Below are 16,099 nucleotides of genomic sequence, written 5' to 3'. Positions count from 1 at the left end.
CCCGAATTCGCTGAATTTCTTGCATAAAGCTATGAGCCATGACTACACCCCGAATCAGGATTCGGCCACACTGCCCGATACGCGAAAGCGCACGGTCGCGCTGCTGCGCGACTTGGCGCCCACGGAAGGCTATAACCTGACCGCGCTGCCCAGCGTACGTATCCTGCGTTCCGACCGTGCGCTTTCGCGCACCCCGGTTTTGTATGACCCAGGCATCGTGATCGTGTGCCAAGGGCGTAAGCGCGGGTACTTTGGCGGGCAGCTGTACCAGTACGACGCGGATCATTATCTTGCCGTCTCGGTGCCGGTTCCGTTCAGCATGGAAACCGATGCCACGCCGGACCGCCCGTTGCTAGCGCTGTATCTGCATCTTGATTTCACGGTGGCTGCCGAGCTGGCCGCGCAGATCGGCAACGCCGGCATGGCTGATGGCGCAGACCTGCCTCAGAGCATGATGTCGACGCGGATGGATGACAGGATGCATGCCTCCGTTCTGCGTTTTCTTGAAGCCATGCACCAGCCAATCGAAGCCGCCGTGCTGGGACCGGGCCTGCTGCGCGAACTGTACTTCCGCGTGCTGACCGGTCCACAAGGCGGGGCGATGCGCGAGGCACTGGCGATGCGAGGACAGTTTGGCAGGATAGGGATGTCGCTACGGCAGATTCATGCCGACTACGCCAAGCCGCTTGATGTGACGCAGCTTGCCCAGAAGGCGGGCATGAGCGTGCCCAGCTTCCACAGCCATTTCAAGGCGGTTACGCAGGTGTCGCCGATGCAGTACGTGAAGTCGACGCGGCTGCATCAGGCCAGGTTGTTGATGGTGCGCCAGGACTTGACGGCGGAAGCGGCGGGCCATGCCGTGGGCTACACGAGCCCATCGCAATTCAGCCGCGAGTTCAAGCGGCTTTTCGGGTTGACGCCGGCAGCCGAAGCGAAACGCATGCGCGAGAGTTTCGCGATACCGGCGTCGTTTGCCGACGCCACGTATGTGTCGTCGCACTGACGCTGGCGCTACAGCTTATCCAGACGCTTGGGGTTGAACGCCCATTGGTGGGTGTTGTTCGCCGTGCATTGGATGACGGTTTTGACCGTTCGGCTCGGCCCAACGTCCTTCAACTTGATCTCGCCATCACATACCGGGCAGTCTCCACTCAAGGTGGTGAGATAGACGCGCCCCGCCTTATCGGCTTCGACGTTGAACAGGCCCAATAAGCGAACGAAGCCCTTGCGCATCAGGCCACGGCCGACAAGGAACGCGATGCCGCTTGGAATGATCAGCCAAAACCACCAGACGCCCCATCTAAAGGCCATTTCGCCGATTGTCATCAGCACGCCGGCCGCGCCAAGCGCGGTGAGCCAACCGCGCTTGATTGGGCGACCGCCCAGGGCCAGGGGAATGACGTCGGTTCGAACCAGTTGCGGCTCATCCCAGCCGCCTTCCTTGGATAGCGGCTTTTTCGGCTCGTTCCAGCCGTCTTCGTTCGGTGGCGGCTGTTGCGGCTGCGGCGCGGGAAACGTTTGATCGGTATTGAAGTCGCCAAGGGGCGGAAGTCTGTTGGGCTCGGAAAAGCCGGACAAGGTCTTGGTGCATTCGTCGCAAAGACGGCCACGGCCGCGATACGCGGCCCCACAAGTTTCGCAATGCACGCGCTTCCTCGCGAATGATGACAACGGCCAAAAGAATACAACTGATTTGGGGGGCCTATCTGAGGCAGGCGGCGGAGCGCTTGGACGGCGTGTTCGTCCGGCAAGCATTTCCGTACACTTTACGTTCCACATCACGGGTAGCCGCGCATGCCACCAAGCCCCCTGGAAGGCCAGCTTGCCTTCCTAAGAGAAATCGACAGGCTCAAGACCGTTGTGCGGCAGTCTCCGCTGCTTGATCGCAGCAGAAAGGAAAACTCGGCCGAGCATTCCTGGCATCTGGCGATGTATGCCCTGATCCTGAACGCGTACGCCAGCGGCGCCGTGAATACGGATCGGGTTATGCGGATGCTCTTGCTGCATGACATCGTGGAGATAGATGTCGGCGATTTTCCGATTCATGGTGGATCGTCAGGCGAACTACAGGCAGAGCTGGAGCAGAAGGCAGCCGAGCGTTTGTTCGGCTTATTGCCGCCGCCGCAACGCGATGAATTCCTTGGCTTGTGGCAGGAGTTCGAGCGGGCGGAAACAGAGGATGCCAGGTTTGCGAAAGCGCTTGATCGCTTTCAGCCGCTGCTGATCAATATCTACACGGGTGGGGGCACGTGGACGGAGAGCGGCGTGTCTCTTGAACAGGTGCTGGCGCGGTATGGACCTGCCATCCAACGGGGTGCGCCCCGACTATGGGAAGAATGCGAGGGCTGGGTGAGGCGGCATTTTCAGCTGCGAATGGATGCGGGCGGCGACATAGGCTAACAGCACTAGAGCAAACGTGAATGCTCGTTGATCGCCCCGCATGTTCGTACACCGATAAGAACAAGGGCCGCAAATCCGCGGCCCTTGCTCATTTCCTACCTACCTGCACCAATCAAGCCTTGCGCACCTGCGCGATCAGCGCGTCCAGTTGCGTCAGCATCAGGTCGATTTCTTCGGCCGTGACGTTCAGCGCCGGCATGAAGCGCAGCAGGTTCGGGCGCGGGGCGTTCAGCAGCAGGCCTTGGGGGTTTTGGTTGCGGGCGGCTTCGACGATGGCGGGGCCGTCGTCGCGGTCCATGATCAAGGCGCGCAGCAGGCCTTGGCCGCGCTCGCCCTTCATGCCGTACTTGGCCGACAGGGCCAGCAGGCCTTCGGACAACTGCTTGGAACGCGCGTTGACGGCGTCCATGAAGCCCGGGGCGGCCAGTGCGTCGAACACGGCCACGCCCACGGCGGTGGTCAGCGGGTTGCCGTTGTACGTGCCGCCCTGGTCGCCGTGCGAGAACACGCAGGCGTCCTGGCGGGCCAGCAGCGCAGCCAGCGGTACGCCGCCGCCGATGCCCTTGGCCAGCGTCATGATGTCGGGCGTGACGTCGGAATGCTGGTAGGCGAACATCTTGCCGGTGCGGCCCATGCCGGTCTGGACTTCGTCCACGATCAGCAGCAGTTGGTTCTCGTCGGCCAGCTTGCGCAGGCCTTGCATGAACTCTTTGGTGGCGGGGATGACGCCGCCTTCGCCCTGCACCGGTTCCAGCATGATGGCGACGGTCTTGTCGTCGATCAGCTTCTTCACGGATTCCAGGTCGTTCAGTTCAGCCTTGGGGAAGCCTTCGACTTGCGGGGCGAACATCTTGTCCCAGCCCGGCTTGCCCGATGCGGACATCGTGGCCAGCGTGCGGCCGTGAAAGCCGTGGTTCATGGTGATGATCTTGTAGGCGCCGTTCTTCTTGACCTGGCCCCACTTGCGCGCCAGCTTGATGGCGCCTTCGTTGGCTTCGCCGCCGCTGTTGGCGAAGAAGACGCGGTCAAAGCAGGACGCGCCGGTCAGGCGTTGGGCCAACTCGATCGAGGGGATGTTGTAGAACGCCGGCGACGGGTTCATCAGCTTTTGCGACTGTTCAACCAGCGCGCGCTGCATTTCCGGGGCCGAATGGCCCAGCGTGTTCACGGCCCAGCCCTGCACGAAATCCAGATATCGCTTGCCCGCGTGATCCTCCAGCCAGGATCCCTTGCCGCTGACGAACACGAGGTCCGGGCGGGAAGTGATATCCATGAGGGTGTTGACGTTGAACTGGCTGAATTCCATGGCGGTTCCTGCGGGGGGTAAGGACAGCGGTGAAGGAAGAAGTTCGCGGCGGAAAGCGCGAAAAGGCAAATGTAGCACCGACAGAGGGATGCTATCGTGACGCACCCCCCGCCGAATCGCCCCGGGCCGCCTCACAAGGGCCGCCTGATCGGGCGCTCTATTTTATGAGCAGTGGCGCGCCCCGCGCGCGCACTCCGTTGTCGCTTTTTACTGACCAATCATGAAACGTATCCTTTCCAGTCTTGCCGCTGGCCTGACGCTGGCGGCGGCCAGCGCCACGGCGCACGCCGAGTTTCCCGACCGCCCCATCCGCCTGGTGGTGCCTTTCCCGCCCGGGCAGGCCACCGACATCTTTGCCCGCGCCCTGGCTGAAAAGCTGGGCGCCGCCGTCAAGCAGCCGATCGTGGTGGAAAACCGCGCGGGCGCCGGCAGCAACATCGGCATGGAGCAGGCCGCCCGCGCCACGCCGGACGGCTACACGCTGGTCATCGCAGGCAGCGCGGCGGCGGTCAACCAGACGCTCTACAAGAACATCAAGTACAGCTTGACGCAGGATTTCGCGCCGGTCTCGGGCGTGTTCTCGGTGCCGCTGATGTTCCTGGCCACGCCGGCCTCGGGCATTACCTCGCTTAAGCAACTGGTGACGCAGGCGCGCGCCAATCCGGGCGAACTGGCCTATGCCAGCGCCGGCATCGGCGGCACGCAGCACTTGTCGGCCGAGATGTTCAAAGCGGCTGCCGATATCGATATCCGCCACATTCCGTACAAGGGCAGTGGCCCGGCGCAGGCGGACTTCCTGGGGCACCAGGTGCCGCTGATGGTGGATTCGGTCACGGCCGGCCTGCCGCACGTGCAAAGCAAGAAGGCCGTGGCGCTGGCGGTCACCACCGCCAAGCGCCTGCCGCAATTGCCGGACGTGCCGACGGTGGCGGAATCCGGCTACCCGGGTTTCGAGGCCATCGGCTGGGCCGCCGTGCTGGCCCCGCGCGACACGCCGCCCGAGGTGACCAACTACCTGAGCAAGCAGATCAGCGCAGCACTCAACACGCCGGAAATGCAGAAGTTCCTGCGTGACCGAGGCGCCGAGCCGATGCCGCTCACGCCTGACGCCACCGGCAAGTTCATTGCCGCTGAAGTGGACAAGTGGGGCCGCGCGGTGAAGCAGTCCGGCGCGCAGGTGGACTAAGCGTCCAGGCGTCTCCAGGAAGCCGTCCCGGGTTTTACCCCGGGGCGGCTTTTTTTATTGCCGCGCATTGAGCACGGCGCCCTCGGATTGGGCGGTTTTTCTGGATGATGCATCTCGCGCCAGCGGGTTTATCGGTGGCGTGCGCTTGCCTAAGCTCGAAGCTCCATCGATTCAAGAAAGAGGCATTCCATGGCAGACCATTCCATCAAGGGCAAAGTCGCGCTGATTGCGGGCGGGGCAAAGAATCTGGGCGGGCTGATTGCGCGCGACCTGGCAGCGCACGGCGCCCGCGCCATTGCCATCCACTACAACAGCGCCGCGTCCAAGGCGGATGCCGATGCCACGGTGGCCGCCATCGAAGCGGCGGGCGCCAAAGCCGTGGCCCTGCAAGGCGATCTGACCACCGCGACGGCCGTCGAGAAGCTGTTTGCCGATGCGATCGCCGCCGTCGGCAAGCCCGACATCGCCATCAACACCGTCGGCAAGGTCATGAAGAAATCATTCACCGAGATCAGCGAGGCCGACTACGACGAGATGACGGCGGTGAACTCCAAGGCGGCGTTCTTCTTCCTGCGCGAAGCGGGCCGCCACGTCAACGACAACGGCAAGATCTGCACGCTGGTGACATCGCTGCTGGGCGCCTTCACGCCGTTCTACGCGGCCTATGCCGGCACCAAGGCGCCGGTGGAGCACTACACCCGCGCCGCGTCCAAGGAGTTCGGCGCGCGCGGCATCTCGGTCACCGCCGTGGGCCCTGGCCCCATGGACACGCCGTTTTTCTACCCGGCCGAAGGCGCCGACGCGGTGGCGTATCACAAGACCGCCGCCGCGCTGTCGCCGTTCAGCAAGACGGGGTTGACCGACATTGAAGACGTGGTGCCCTTCATTCGCCACCTGGTCAGCGACGGCTGGTGGATCACCGGCCAGACGATCTTGATCAACGGCGGCTACACCACGAAGTAAGCGGCTAATCTGTCACGCATGGACAGATTCGACCAGTACCGCGTATTCGCCCAAGTCGCCGAGATGGGCAGCTTCATCAAGGCCGCCAACGCCCTGGACGCGCCGCGGGCGTCGGTGTCCGCGGCGATCCAGCAATTGGAATCGCAGCTGGGCGTGCGCCTGCTGCACCGGACCACCCGGCAGGTGCGCCTGACGGCCGACGGCGAACAATTGCTGGCGCGCGTGCGCCCGCTGTTGGCCGAAGTGGAAGACATAGACCAGTTGTTCCACGCCAGCCAGCGGCAGGTGTCGGGCAGGTTGAGTGTTGACGTGCCCAGCCGCATTGCCCGCCGGCTGATCGCCCCGGCGCTGCCCAGTCTGTTGCGCCGGCATCCCCGGCTTGAACTGGCGCTACGGTCCACGGACCGCGCCATCGACCTGGTGCACGAAGGCGTGGACTGCGCGGTGCGGATCGGCGCGTTGGCCGACAGCAGCCTGGTGGTGCGGCCGCTGGGGCGTATTGCGCTGATCAACTGCGCCAGCCCCGCTTACCTGCGCGACCATGGCGAACCCCGTCAGCCCGCGGACTTGTCCGACGGACACTGGAGCGTGGGGTATGCGTCGCCGAAGACGGGCCGGGAACTGCCTTGGGAAGTGGGCCCCGGTGACGCGGGCACAGCGCCCGCGGCCCTACCCAGCCGCGTGGTCGTGGACAACGCCGAGAACTACATCGCCTGCTGTCTCGCGGGACTGGGGCTGATTCAGATTCCGCGTTTCGATGTCCAGCACCTGCTGGACGCTGGCGAGCTCATGGAAGTCATGCCCGGGTTCCGGGCGGAGGCGATGCCGGTGTCCTTGATCTACCCACACCGCCGCCAACGCACGCGCCGACTGACCGTCTTTCAAGAGTGGTTTGAAGCCCTGATGCGGCCCCATCTGGACGTTTGAAGCCCGCTTGGCGCTTCCGTCCCCCACCGCCCCCAAACCGGTGCCGTCCGTGCCCGAATTCAGCGCACGGCGCGCACCAAATCGGGGCAGGGCGTGGGCCCTATAGGGTCGGCTCCCGGCGCACGCAAAATGGCACGGAACTTGCTTTTCCAGCTTTGTATACCGAATTGGTGTGCAACGCATTGGCCCGCCCTGGGCGATGCGCGCCCTGGAGAGTCCCCTCATGAACCGCAGAACCCTGTTGTTGTCCCTTTGCACCGCCGCCAGCCTGCTGGCCGCGCCGCTGACGCATGCCGACACGCTGGACGATATCGTCAAAGCCGGCACCATCAAGATCGCCGTGCCGCAGGATTTTCCGCCCTTCGGTTCGGTGGGCGCCGACATGAAGCCGCTGGGCTATGACATCGATACGGCAGCACTGATCGCCAAGCAACTGGGCGTGAAGCTGGAGCTGGTGCCGGTCACCAGCGCCAACCGGGTGCCGTACTTGCAGACCCGCAAGGTGGACCTGGTGATTTCCAGCCTGGGCAAGAACGCGGAACGCGAGAAGGCCATCGACTTTTCGGATGCCTACGCGCCATTCTTCAACGGCGTGTTCGGTCCGGCGGACCTGAAGGTCTCGTCGGCCGCCGACCTGGCCGGCAAGACCATCGGTGTGACGCGCGGCGCGGTGGAAGACATCGAGCTGTCGAAGATTGCACCGGCAACCGCCACCCTCAAGCGCTATGAAGACAACAACGGCACCATCACCGCCTTCCTGTCGGGCCAGGTGCCGATGATCGCCACCGGCAACGTGGTCGCCGCCGCCATCCTGGCGCGCAACCCGGCCAAGAAGCCCGAAACGAAATTCCTGATCAAGAACTCGCCTTGCTACATCGGCATGAACAAGGACGAGCCCAAGCTGCGCGCCAAGGTCAACGACATCCTGGCCGCCGCCAAGCGCGACGGCTCGCTGTCGGCGATCTCGCAGAAGTGGCTGGGGGCCGAGCTGCCCAAGGATCTGTAAGTCCGGAAGGCGGCCATCATGGCTTATCAATACGACTTCGCGTCGGTGTTCGACTACACGCCGGTGCTCATCAAGGGCATCGGCGTCACGATCGAACTGATTGCCTTCGGCGCGGTGGCGGGCGTGGCGCTGGGCATCGCCTGCGCCTGGGTCCGCACGCAGGGGCCGCGCGCGCTGCGCGCCCCCGTGACGGCCTATGTCGAGGTCATACGCAACACGCCGTTCCTGATCCAGTTGTTCTTCGTCTTCTTCGGCTTGCCGTCGCTGGGCATACAACTGGGCGAAATGCAGGCCGCCTGCCTGGCGATGGCCTTGAACCTGGGCGCCTACAGCACCGAGATCATCCGCGCCGGTATCGATGCCACGCCCAAAGGGCAGTACGAGGCCGGCGCCAGCCTGGCGATGACGCGCTTTCAGGTATTCCGGCACGTGGTGCTGAAACCCGCGTTGCAACGCATCTGGCCCGCGCTGTCGTCGCAGATCGTGATCGTGATGCTGGGCTCGGCGGTGTGTTCGCAGATTGCCGCTGAAGACCTGACCTTTGCCGCCAACTTCATCCAGTCGCGCAACTTCCGCGCGTTCGAGGTGTACCTGGTCACCACCGGCATCTATCTGGCCCTGGCCATCGTCTTGCGCCAATTGCTGCGCATGACGGGCCGGCGTCTGTTTCGCAAGGCGGCGCGATGATTGAATTTTCAATGTGGGACATCGTCCGCAACCTGCTGTTGGCCGCGCGCTGGACGGTGCTGCTGTCGCTGGTGGCGTTCGCGGGTGGCGCGCTGATGGGCGTGCTGGCGCTGATGATGCGCACGTCTCGCGTGGCGCTGATGCGGCGAGCCAGTTGGGCGTATATCGAACTGTTCCAGGGCACGCCGCTGCTGATGCAACTGTTCCTGGCGTTCTTCGGCCTGTCGTTGCTGGGCCTGGAAGTGCCGCCGTGGCTGGCCGCGGGCGCGGCGCTGACGCTGTGGTCGGGCGCGTTCCTGGCCGAGATCTGGCGCGGCTGCGTGGAAGCGATTCCGAAAGGCCAGTGGGAAGCGTCCGCCAGCCTGGCGCTGGGCTACGTGCAGCAGATGCGCTACGTGGTGCTGCCGCAGGCGCTGCGCATCGCTATTGCGCCCACCGTCGGCTTCGCCGTGCAGATCGTCAAGAGCACCGCGCTGACCTCCATCATCGGGTTCACCGAGCTGTCCAAGGCCAGCACGGTGATCACCAACGCCACGTTCAGTCCCTTCACCGTCTATGCCTGCGCCGCGCTGATCTACTTCGCGCTGTGCTGGCCCCTGTCGCGCCTTAGCCTCCGGCTGGAAAGGAAGTTGCATGCCCCTCATCGCCCTTGAAGACGTCCGCAAGAAATTCGGCGACAACGAAGTCCTGAAGGGGGTGACGCTGCGCGTCGAACCCGGTGAGGTCATCGCCATCATCGGCAAGAGCGGCTCGGGCAAGAGCACGCTTTTGCGCTGCGTGAACGGGCTGGAACAGATTGACGGCGGCGCCATCATGGTGGCCGACGCGCAACTGGGCGACGACGAACTGCGGCTGCGCGCGCTGCGGCTCAAGGTGGGTATGATCTTTCAGCAGTTCAACCTGTTCCCGCACCTGACGGTGGGGCGCAACGTGATGCTGTCGCCCATGGTGGCCAAGCGCATGCCGGAAGCGGAAGCGGCCGACATGGCGCGCGCCATGCTGACGCGCGTGGGGCTGGCGCACAAGTTCGATGCGTGGCCCGAGGAACTGTCGGGCGGGCAGCAGCAGCGCGTGGCGATTGCCCGCGCGCTGGCGATGCAGCCCTTGGCGTTGTTGTGCGATGAGATCACGTCGGCGCTGGACCCGGAGCTGGTCAACGAGGTGCTGGCGGTGGTGCGCGAGCTAGCCGCCGACGGCATGACGCTGCTGATGGTCACGCACGAAATGCGCTTTGCGCGCGAAGTCTGCAACCGCGTCGTCTTCATGCATCAGGGCCGCGTGCATGAGATTGGCCCGCCGGAGGAATTGTTCACGGCGCCCGCCACCCCCGAATTGCGCCAGTTCCTGGGGATGACGAACCTTTGAATTGCCGTGCGGCGGTGAAGGTTGAACGTTGAACGTTATACGTCGACCTTCGTGCGGTGGCGATCAGCGCGAAAAGCCGCGCGCCGCGATCTCCCAGATGTCTTGCACCACGCCGTCGCGCACCACCACCAGGCCGTCATGCAAATTGAATGTCGGGTCCACATGCGAGGGCACCAGCCGCAGCACATCGCCCAGCGCGGGCGCCTGCGCGCCGGGGGCCACGCTCACCACGCCGTGTTCGTCGTTGATGGCGGCATAGGTCAGGCCGTCCACGCCGAAGACCGCGGGCGGACCGCATTCGGCGGTGGTGGATTTCAGGCCTGCATCCAGGATCACGCGTTCGGGCGCCGGCACGCTCATCACGGTGGCCAGCACGAACAGACTGTTCTGGAAGCGGAGCGGTCCGTCCCATTCGTTGGCGCCGTAGTCGCCGTCCATGAAGGCATAGGACCCCGCTTGCAGTTCCGTGTAGACGCCGCTTGCCGCGTCGAATTCCGCGCTGCCCGTGCCGCCGCCGGTGATGACGTCGCAGGCGATGCCGCTTTCACGCAGCAGTTGCGCGTAGGACGCCGCAATGCGCGCCGCCTGGCGGCAGACCTGGGCGCGTTCGTCGCGCGTGCGGGCGTGCTGCACCGAGCCGTGATAAGCCTGCAAGCCCACGAAATTCACGCCAGGCAGGTCGCGCGCCTGCTGCGCCAGGGCCAGCACCAAGGCGTCGTCCGACACGCCGCAGCGGCCTTGCCCGACGTCAACTTCCACCAGCACGTCGATCTCGGCCCCGGCATGCACCATGGCTTGGGAAATGTCCGCCAGATTCTTGGCGTTGTCCACGCAAACGCTCATCTTGGCGATGCGCGCCAGTTGGCCCAGCAAGGCCAGCTTGGACGGCCCCACAACTTCGTTGCTGATGTGAATGTCATGGATGCCGGCGGCCACGAAGGGCAAGGCTTCGCTGACTTTCTGGCAGCAGATGCCGCGCGCGCCCAGGGCCAGTTGGCGCAGGGCAATCTCGGGGCATTTGTGCGCCTTGGCGTGCGGGCGCAACGCGACGTCGTGGCGGTCGGCCCAGGCCTGCATGGCGCGCAGGTTGGCTTCGAACGGCACCAGATCCAGCACTAGGCTAGGGGTGTCGACGCGGGCCAAGGGATCGCCGGGTTGCGCGGCCGGGGGCAGCGCTATGCCGCGTATGACTTCCTGGGACATCGGGGTAACTCCGTTATCTACAGCGCGTGGGATGTAACCGTGGGGCAGGACGCCATAACCAAAGCACGACCATCCATAACCAAAGGGTTCATTGACCCCCAGGTAAACGATAGCTCCGTAACCATTGGCTACGCATGCCCCGCATGCCAGAATTTCAACATGAAAACGGCCCCCAAGGGGAGGCCCATTTTTGCGCCGTGGCGGCGCTTTTCTTGAACCGCCCGATGCAGGAATGACAAGACGATTTTCGTCACACGAACCCTACCCAACAACACCCGGAGAAGCACGCATGAAACTCAAACACTGGATCACCGCCCTGACCGTCGCGGTTGCCGCGGTCGGCACCGTGGGCTCCGCACAGGCCCAGCAGTTCTTCCGCATTGGCACGGGCGGCACGGCTGGCACGTACTACCCCATCGGCGGCATCATCGCCAACGCCGTGTCGCAGCCGGGCAAGCTCGTCGCCACGGCCGTGGCCTCGAACGGTTCGGTGGCCAACATCAACGGCATCCTGGGCGGCTCGTTCGAAGCCGGCTTCACGCAGTCGGACGTGGCGTTCTGGGCCTACAGCGGCACCGGCACCTTCGAAGGCAAGCCCAAGGCGCAAGACCTGCGCCTGATTGCAACCCTGTACCCGGAAAGCATCCACCTGGTGACGCGCAAGGGCGCGGGCATCAAGAGCGTGGCCGACCTGAAGGGCAAGCGCGTGTCGATGGACGAACCGGGCTCGGGCACGCTGGTTGACGTGCGCCTGATCCTGGGCGCCTACGGCATGACCGACAAGGACATCAAGGCCGAATACCTGAAGCCCAACCAAGCGGGCGACAAGCTCAAGGACGGCGGCCTGGATGCGTTCTTCTTCGTGGGCGGGGCGCCTGCCGGCGCCATCGCCGAACTGGCCTCCAGCGGCGGCGGTATCGAAATCGTGCCGCTGGTCGGCCCGGAAATCGATGCGCTGCGCGCCAAGCAGGAGTTCTTCACGCCTGACACCATCGCCGCCAACACCTATCAGAACGTGGGCGAAGTGAAGACCATCTCGGTCAACGCGCAAATGGTCACGTCGGCCAAGCAGTCCGAACAGGTCGTGTACGACGTCACCAAGGCGCTGTACAGCGACGCCACGCGCAAGACGCTGGACAACGGCCACGCCAAGGGCAAGCTCATCACGCGCGAAAACGCGATCAAGGGCGCGGGCATCCCGTTCCACCCGGGCGCCGAGAAGTTCTACAAGGAAATCGGCCTGCTGAAGTAAGCCCAAGCCGTCCTCCCGACGGCGATACGCCAGCGCGCCGGGCCACTCCGGTGTCGCCCCGGCATTGCGCAGGGCCGCCTAGTGCGGCCCTGTTTGCGGATTCACCTGAGAAATACGTCGATGGAAATAGACCACGAAAAGACCCAGCAACTAGCGGAAAAGTACGATTCCGAAATCCGCTTCCGGCCCCTGGACAAGACCGCCACCTGGATCGTTTCCGGCCTGCTGGTGACGCTCTCGATCTTTCACTACTACACCGCCGGCTTCGGCCTCTTGCGCGAAGCCACCCATCGCGGCGTGCACCTGGCCTTTGTGCTGAGCCTGATTTTCCTGGTGTTCGGCTTTTCAAAGTCGCACTACCAGCGCGAGCCGAAGTCCACGTGGTGGGCGCCGGGCGGCATCCCGCTGTATGACTGGATCATCGCCGTGGCGCTGGCGCTGTCGGTGATGTACATCCCGTACATCTTCGAAGACCTGGCGTTCCGCGTGGGCAATCCGCTGCCCATCGACGTGTTCATGGGGTCGATCCTCCTGATCGGCCTGCTGGAAGCCACGCGCCGCGCCATGGGCTGGCCGTTGCCGATCATCGCCATCGTGTTCATGGCCTACGCCATGTTCGGGCCTTACTTCCCCGGGCTGCTGCAGCACGCCGGCAACACCTGGTCCCAGATCGTCAACCACATGTACCTGACCAGCCAGGGCGTGTATGGCGTGGCGGTCGGCGTGGTGGCCACCTACGTGTTCCACTTCGTGCTGTTCGGCGTGCTGGCCACCCGTATCGGCTTGGGCCAGTTGTTCCTGGACGTGGCCTCGACCGTAGCCGGCCGCTACGCGGGCGGACCCGCCAAGGTGTCGGTGTTCGGCTCGGCCATGTTCGGCATGCTGTCGGGTTCGTCAGTGGCCAACGCGGTCACGGTCGGGTCGCTGACCATTCCCGCCATGATCCGCGTCGGCTACCCCCGGCATTTCGCGGCGGGCGTCGAAGCCGCCAGCAGCACGGGCGGACAGATCACGCCCCCCATCATGGGCGCGGCCGCGTTCCTGATGATCGAGTTCCTGGGCATCCCGTACCAGCAGATCGCGATTGCCGGCGTTTTCCCGGCCTTCCTGTATTTCTTCGGCCTGTTCATGCAGGTGCACTTCGAGGCCAAGCGTGAAGGGCTGCGCGGCCTGACGCCCGAAGAAATGCCGAAGCTGAAGCAGTCGATCAAGATGCGTTGGCCCACGTTGATCCCGCTGGTCCTGCTGATCGGCGTGCTGGCCAGCGGCCGCACGCCTTATCTGGCGGCGTTCGCGGGCATTACGGGATGCATCCTGGTGGGCTTGCTGAATCCGTATCAGCGCTTGCGCCTGCGCGACCTGTACGAAGCCTTCGAGACCGGCGCCAAGTACGCGCTGGCCGTGGGCGCCGCCGCCGGCACCGTGGGCATCGTCATCGGCGTGGTCACGCTGACCGGCGTGGGCTTCAAGGTGTCGTACATCGTGATCTCGGCGGCGCAGTCCATCGCCGGCGTCGCATCGGTGGTGATCCCGGAAGCCATCGCCAACACGCAGTCGCTGACGCTGGTGGCCGCGCTGATCATGACGGGCATCGTCTGCATCCTGATGGGCTGCGGCATTCCCACCACGGCCAACTACCTGATCATGGTGGCGGTGGCCGCCCCCACGCTGGTGCAGTTGGGCGTGCAGCCGATCGCGGCGCACTTCTTCGTGTTCTATTTCGGCATCCTGGCAGACATCACGCCACCGGTGGCACTCGCCGCCTATGCGGCGGCCGGCATGGCGGGCAGCGACCCGTTCAAGACCGGCAACACGGCGTTCAGGCTGGGCATCACCAAGCTCATCGTGCCGTTCGTGTTCGTGTTTTCGCCATCGCTGCTGATATCGGTGCAGGGCTTTACCTGGTACGACTTCTTCGTGACGCTGATCGGTTGCATGGTGGGCCTGGTGCTGCTGTCGGCCGCGTTCTCGCGCTACATGCTGGTCGGCATGAAGAGCTGGGAACGGTGGGTGTGCACGGTGGGAGCGTTGCTGACGATCGTGCCGGGCGTGGCTAGCGGCTTGATCGGGCTAGCCATCTGCATCCCGGTGTTCATCCGCCAGCTTGCCGGACTGAAGCTGGAGAATGCAGCCAAGGCGGCCTAGCGCGGCACGCCAAAAGCAATCTGGCAACGAAGCAATCTGCCAAAAGATTAAACAGGGGCGGACTTAGGTGTCCGCCCCTGTTTTTCTTTCGGCCAATCACGCATTTTGTCAGCAAATAAGGGCAGAATGGGGGCCGTCAAACGACAGGGTGACGTCATACAACATTCCGCCTTTTCGCCGGTTGCCCGGCTAAATAAATCAGCGTAAAGTAAAATTCATGTTTGCTGGTCTGCCGATATGCGGGCCGACTGTGCAAACAGGCACAAACTGCGCCATATGTTCGATATCCTGGTTTATCTGTTCGAGAATTACTACACGCCGCAAGCCTGTCCTGCGGCCGATGTGCTCGCTAAGCGGCTTGCCGCTGCCGGTTTCGAGCACGAAGACATCGACGACGCTCTCGGTTGGCTGTATGGCCTTGCCGAGACTACCGAACGATGTGTCGACCTCGCTCAGGCGCCCAACACCGGAACCCGGATCTACACCGACAACGAATACAGCCAGCTCGGCACCGAATCCATCGGCTTCATCGCCTTCCTGGAATCGGCCGGCGTGCTGCCGGCGCCCCTGCGTGAGATCGTCATCGACCGAGGCTTGGCTTCGCCCGAAACGCCCGTGCCGCTATCCAAGATCAAGATCATCGCCCTCATGGTTCTCTGGAGCCAGGAAGCCGAGATCGACAACCTGGTCCTGGAAGAGCTGCTGGACGAAGAAGGCGTGCGGCTGTTGCACTGACCCGACGCGCAGGCCCTTGCTTTTGCTGTGACCTACGTAGGCCGATTCGCCCCCAGCCCTAGCGGCCCGCTGCACGCGGGTTCGCTTGTGGCCGCGCTGGCCAGTTGGCTGGACGCGTGCGCCCACGGCGGGCGCTGGCTGCTGCGCATGGAAGACGTGGATACGCCCCGCACCGTCGCGGGCGCCGCCGACACCATCATGGCGCAGTTGAATGCGCTGGGCCTGCATTGGGACGGCGACGTCATGTGGCAGTCGCAACGCAACGCCGCTTACCAATCCGCTTTTGACGCCCTGGCCGCACGTGGCCTGATCTACGGCTGCGGCTGCACGCGGCGCGAAATCGCCGATTCCGCACTGCGCGGCCAGACCGCGCCAGGCGCCGACGGAGAGCGTCCCTACCCAGGCACCTGCCGTCACGGCTTGCCGCCCGGCCGGCAAGCGCGCGCTTGGCGCTTGCGCGTGCCCGACGGCATCGAACGCTTTGAAGACCGCTGGCTGGGTCCGCAGGAGCAGGACGTGGCAACCGCCGTCGGTGACTTCGCCTTGCGGCGCGCGGACGGCTTGTGGGCGTATCAACTGGCGGTGGTGGTGGACGACGCCGAGCAGGGCGTGACGGATGTGGTGCGGGGCGCGGACTTGCTCAGTTCCACGGCGCGCCAGCGCGTGCTGGGCCGCCTGCTTGGCTTGCCGCCGCTGCGCTATCTGCACGTGCCGCTGATCCTGGACGCCGCCAGCGGGCTGAAGCTGTCCAAGCAGAATGGCGCCGCCGCCATCGATGTCGACACGCCGCAAGACGCGTTAGCCGCGCTGGCAGACGCCTGGCGTGCCTTGGGGTTCGCCCCCATCGCCGCCTCAGACCGTGCCGACTTTCTGCGGACGGCCACCGCGCAGTGGGCGCGGCGCTTTCCGATGCCTTAGCCGCTG

At 64.5% G+C, this 16,099-nt stretch carries 16 protein-coding genes; 13 read left to right on the top strand and 3 right to left on the bottom strand.

The window, feature by feature from the left end:
- Positions 1–31 precede the first annotated feature (31 nt).
- Positions 32–1,003: an AraC family transcriptional regulator gene (locus M2361_RS19920; protein WP_259251377.1), complete on the top strand. Its 972-nt coding sequence runs from the start codon at positions 32–34 to the stop codon at positions 1,001–1,003.
- An 8-nt stretch (positions 1,004–1,011) separates the two neighbouring features.
- On the opposite strand, the gene M2361_RS19915 is transcribed toward M2361_RS19920, so the two are convergent.
- Positions 1,012–1,578, bottom strand: coding sequence for an ECF transporter S component (locus M2361_RS19915; protein WP_259251376.1), 567 nt, complete (start codon positions 1,576–1,578; stop codon positions 1,012–1,014).
- A gap of 216 nt (positions 1,579–1,794) precedes the next feature.
- Between M2361_RS19915 and M2361_RS19910 the strand changes: the two genes are divergently transcribed.
- A complete protein-coding gene (locus M2361_RS19910; RefSeq protein WP_259251375.1) occupies positions 1,795–2,400 on the top strand; it encodes an HD family hydrolase in 606 nt (201 codons plus the stop codon).
- A 112-nt stretch (positions 2,401–2,512) separates the two neighbouring features.
- Here M2361_RS19910 and M2361_RS19905 read toward each other — a convergent pair whose 3' ends face one another.
- On the bottom strand, positions 2,513–3,706 hold the full coding sequence (locus M2361_RS19905) for an acetylornithine transaminase (RefSeq protein WP_259251374.1): 1,194 nt from the start codon (positions 3,704–3,706) through the stop codon (positions 2,513–2,515).
- A 220-nt stretch (positions 3,707–3,926) separates the two neighbouring features.
- Here M2361_RS19905 and M2361_RS19900 point away from each other — a divergent pair, with 220 nt between their 5' ends.
- The 7 genes from M2361_RS19900 to M2361_RS19870 all read left to right on the top strand — a co-directional run bounded on the left by M2361_RS19900 (position 3,927) and on the right by M2361_RS19870 (position 9,840).
- Complete coding sequence (locus M2361_RS19900; RefSeq protein ID WP_259251373.1) at positions 3,927–4,892, top strand: tripartite tricarboxylate transporter substrate binding protein; 966 nt, start codon at positions 3,927–3,929, stop codon at positions 4,890–4,892.
- A 189-nt stretch (positions 4,893–5,081) separates the two neighbouring features.
- Positions 5,082–5,855 (top strand): SDR family oxidoreductase, encoded by a 774-nt coding sequence (locus M2361_RS19895; RefSeq protein ID WP_259251372.1) that lies wholly within the window; start codon positions 5,082–5,084, stop codon positions 5,853–5,855.
- An 18-nt stretch (positions 5,856–5,873) separates the two neighbouring features.
- Positions 5,874–6,782, top strand: coding sequence for a LysR family transcriptional regulator (locus M2361_RS19890; RefSeq protein WP_259251371.1), 909 nt, complete (start codon positions 5,874–5,876; stop codon positions 6,780–6,782).
- A gap of 223 nt (positions 6,783–7,005) precedes the next feature.
- Entirely contained in the window at positions 7,006–7,788 is a 783-nt protein-coding gene (locus M2361_RS19885; RefSeq protein ID WP_100853626.1) for a transporter substrate-binding domain-containing protein, read from the top strand.
- A gap of 18 nt (positions 7,789–7,806) precedes the next feature.
- Positions 7,807–8,475 carry an amino acid ABC transporter permease gene (locus tag M2361_RS19880; RefSeq protein ID WP_100853627.1) on the top strand — a complete coding sequence of 223 codons (669 nt, stop codon included), beginning with the start codon at positions 7,807–7,809 and terminating at the stop codon, positions 8,473–8,475.
- Positions 8,472–9,128, top strand: a complete 657-nt coding sequence (locus M2361_RS19875; protein ID WP_259251370.1) for an amino acid ABC transporter permease — start codon at positions 8,472–8,474, stop codon at positions 9,126–9,128. The genes M2361_RS19880 and M2361_RS19875 overlap by 4 nt, the downstream gene beginning before the upstream one ends.
- Complete coding sequence (locus M2361_RS19870) at positions 9,109–9,840, top strand: amino acid ABC transporter ATP-binding protein (RefSeq protein WP_050447434.1); 732 nt, start codon at positions 9,109–9,111, stop codon at positions 9,838–9,840. The genes M2361_RS19875 and M2361_RS19870 overlap by 20 nt, the downstream gene beginning before the upstream one ends.
- A gap of 63 nt (positions 9,841–9,903) precedes the next feature.
- Here the strand turns inward: M2361_RS19870 and M2361_RS19865 are convergent, their stop codons facing one another.
- Positions 9,904–11,043 carry a DSD1 family PLP-dependent enzyme gene (locus tag M2361_RS19865; RefSeq protein WP_259251369.1) on the bottom strand — a complete coding sequence of 380 codons (1,140 nt, stop codon included), beginning with the start codon at positions 11,041–11,043 and terminating at the stop codon, positions 9,904–9,906.
- A gap of 289 nt (positions 11,044–11,332) precedes the next feature.
- Here M2361_RS19865 and M2361_RS19860 point away from each other — a divergent pair, with 289 nt between their 5' ends.
- The 4 genes from M2361_RS19860 to gluQRS all read left to right on the top strand — a co-directional run bounded on the left by M2361_RS19860 (position 11,333) and on the right by gluQRS (position 16,093).
- The gene (locus M2361_RS19860) at positions 11,333–12,295 is read left to right on the top strand and encodes a TAXI family TRAP transporter solute-binding subunit (protein ID WP_259251368.1); all 963 of its coding nucleotides are present in this window, start codon (positions 11,333–11,335) and stop codon (positions 12,293–12,295) included.
- Positions 12,296–12,415: 120 nt separating this feature from the next.
- A complete protein-coding gene (locus M2361_RS19855) occupies positions 12,416–14,440 on the top strand; it encodes a TRAP transporter permease (RefSeq protein WP_100853631.1) in 2,025 nt (674 codons plus the stop codon).
- Between the two features lie 276 nt (positions 14,441–14,716).
- Entirely contained in the window at positions 14,717–15,175 is a 459-nt protein-coding gene (locus M2361_RS19850) for a DUF494 family protein (RefSeq protein ID WP_050447430.1), read from the top strand.
- Positions 15,176–15,202: 27 nt separating this feature from the next.
- A complete protein-coding gene (gluQRS, locus tag M2361_RS19845; RefSeq protein WP_259251365.1) occupies positions 15,203–16,093 on the top strand; it encodes a tRNA glutamyl-Q(34) synthetase GluQRS in 891 nt (296 codons plus the stop codon).
- Positions 16,094–16,099: the final 6 nt, after the last annotated feature.

It is taken from the genome of Achromobacter sp. JUb104 (assembly GCF_024806975.1).
In the GTDB taxonomy this organism is placed as follows: domain Bacteria; phylum Pseudomonadota; class Gammaproteobacteria; order Burkholderiales; family Burkholderiaceae_B; genus Achromobacter; species Achromobacter spanius.
This window is presented reverse-complemented; position numbering and strand designations above follow the sequence as displayed.

Bases quoted from the DNA above. Each gene is read 5' to 3' on its own strand.
- M2361_RS19860 (WP_259251368.1), top strand. From the start codon at position 11,333: ATGAAACTCAAACACTGGATCACCGCCCTGACCGTCGCGGTTGCCGCG.
- M2361_RS19905 (WP_259251374.1), bottom strand. From the start codon at position 3,706: ATGGAATTCAGCCAGTTCAACGTCAACACCCTCATGGATATCACTTCC.
- M2361_RS19875 (WP_259251370.1), top strand. From the start codon at position 8,472: ATGATTGAATTTTCAATGTGGGACATCGTCCGCAACCTGCTGTTGGCC.
- M2361_RS19910 (WP_259251375.1), top strand. From the start codon at position 1,795: ATGCCACCAAGCCCCCTGGAAGGCCAGCTTGCCTTCCTAAGAGAAATC.
- M2361_RS19885 (WP_100853626.1), top strand. From the start codon at position 7,006: ATGAACCGCAGAACCCTGTTGTTGTCCCTTTGCACCGCCGCCAGCCTG.
- M2361_RS19855 (WP_100853631.1), top strand. From the start codon at position 12,416: ATGGAAATAGACCACGAAAAGACCCAGCAACTAGCGGAAAAGTACGAT.
- M2361_RS19850 (WP_050447430.1), top strand. From the start codon at position 14,717: ATGTTCGATATCCTGGTTTATCTGTTCGAGAATTACTACACGCCGCAA.
- M2361_RS19900 (WP_259251373.1), top strand. From the start codon at position 3,927: ATGAAACGTATCCTTTCCAGTCTTGCCGCTGGCCTGACGCTGGCGGCG.
- M2361_RS19880 (WP_100853627.1), top strand. From the start codon at position 7,807: ATGGCTTATCAATACGACTTCGCGTCGGTGTTCGACTACACGCCGGTG.
- M2361_RS19920 (WP_259251377.1), top strand. From the start codon at position 32: ATGAGCCATGACTACACCCCGAATCAGGATTCGGCCACACTGCCCGAT.
- M2361_RS19865 (WP_259251369.1), bottom strand. From the start codon at position 11,043: ATGTCCCAGGAAGTCATACGCGGCATAGCGCTGCCCCCGGCCGCGCAA.
- M2361_RS19895 (WP_259251372.1), top strand. From the start codon at position 5,082: ATGGCAGACCATTCCATCAAGGGCAAAGTCGCGCTGATTGCGGGCGGG.
- M2361_RS19870 (WP_050447434.1), top strand. From the start codon at position 9,109: ATGCCCCTCATCGCCCTTGAAGACGTCCGCAAGAAATTCGGCGACAAC.
- M2361_RS19890 (WP_259251371.1), top strand. From the start codon at position 5,874: ATGGACAGATTCGACCAGTACCGCGTATTCGCCCAAGTCGCCGAGATG.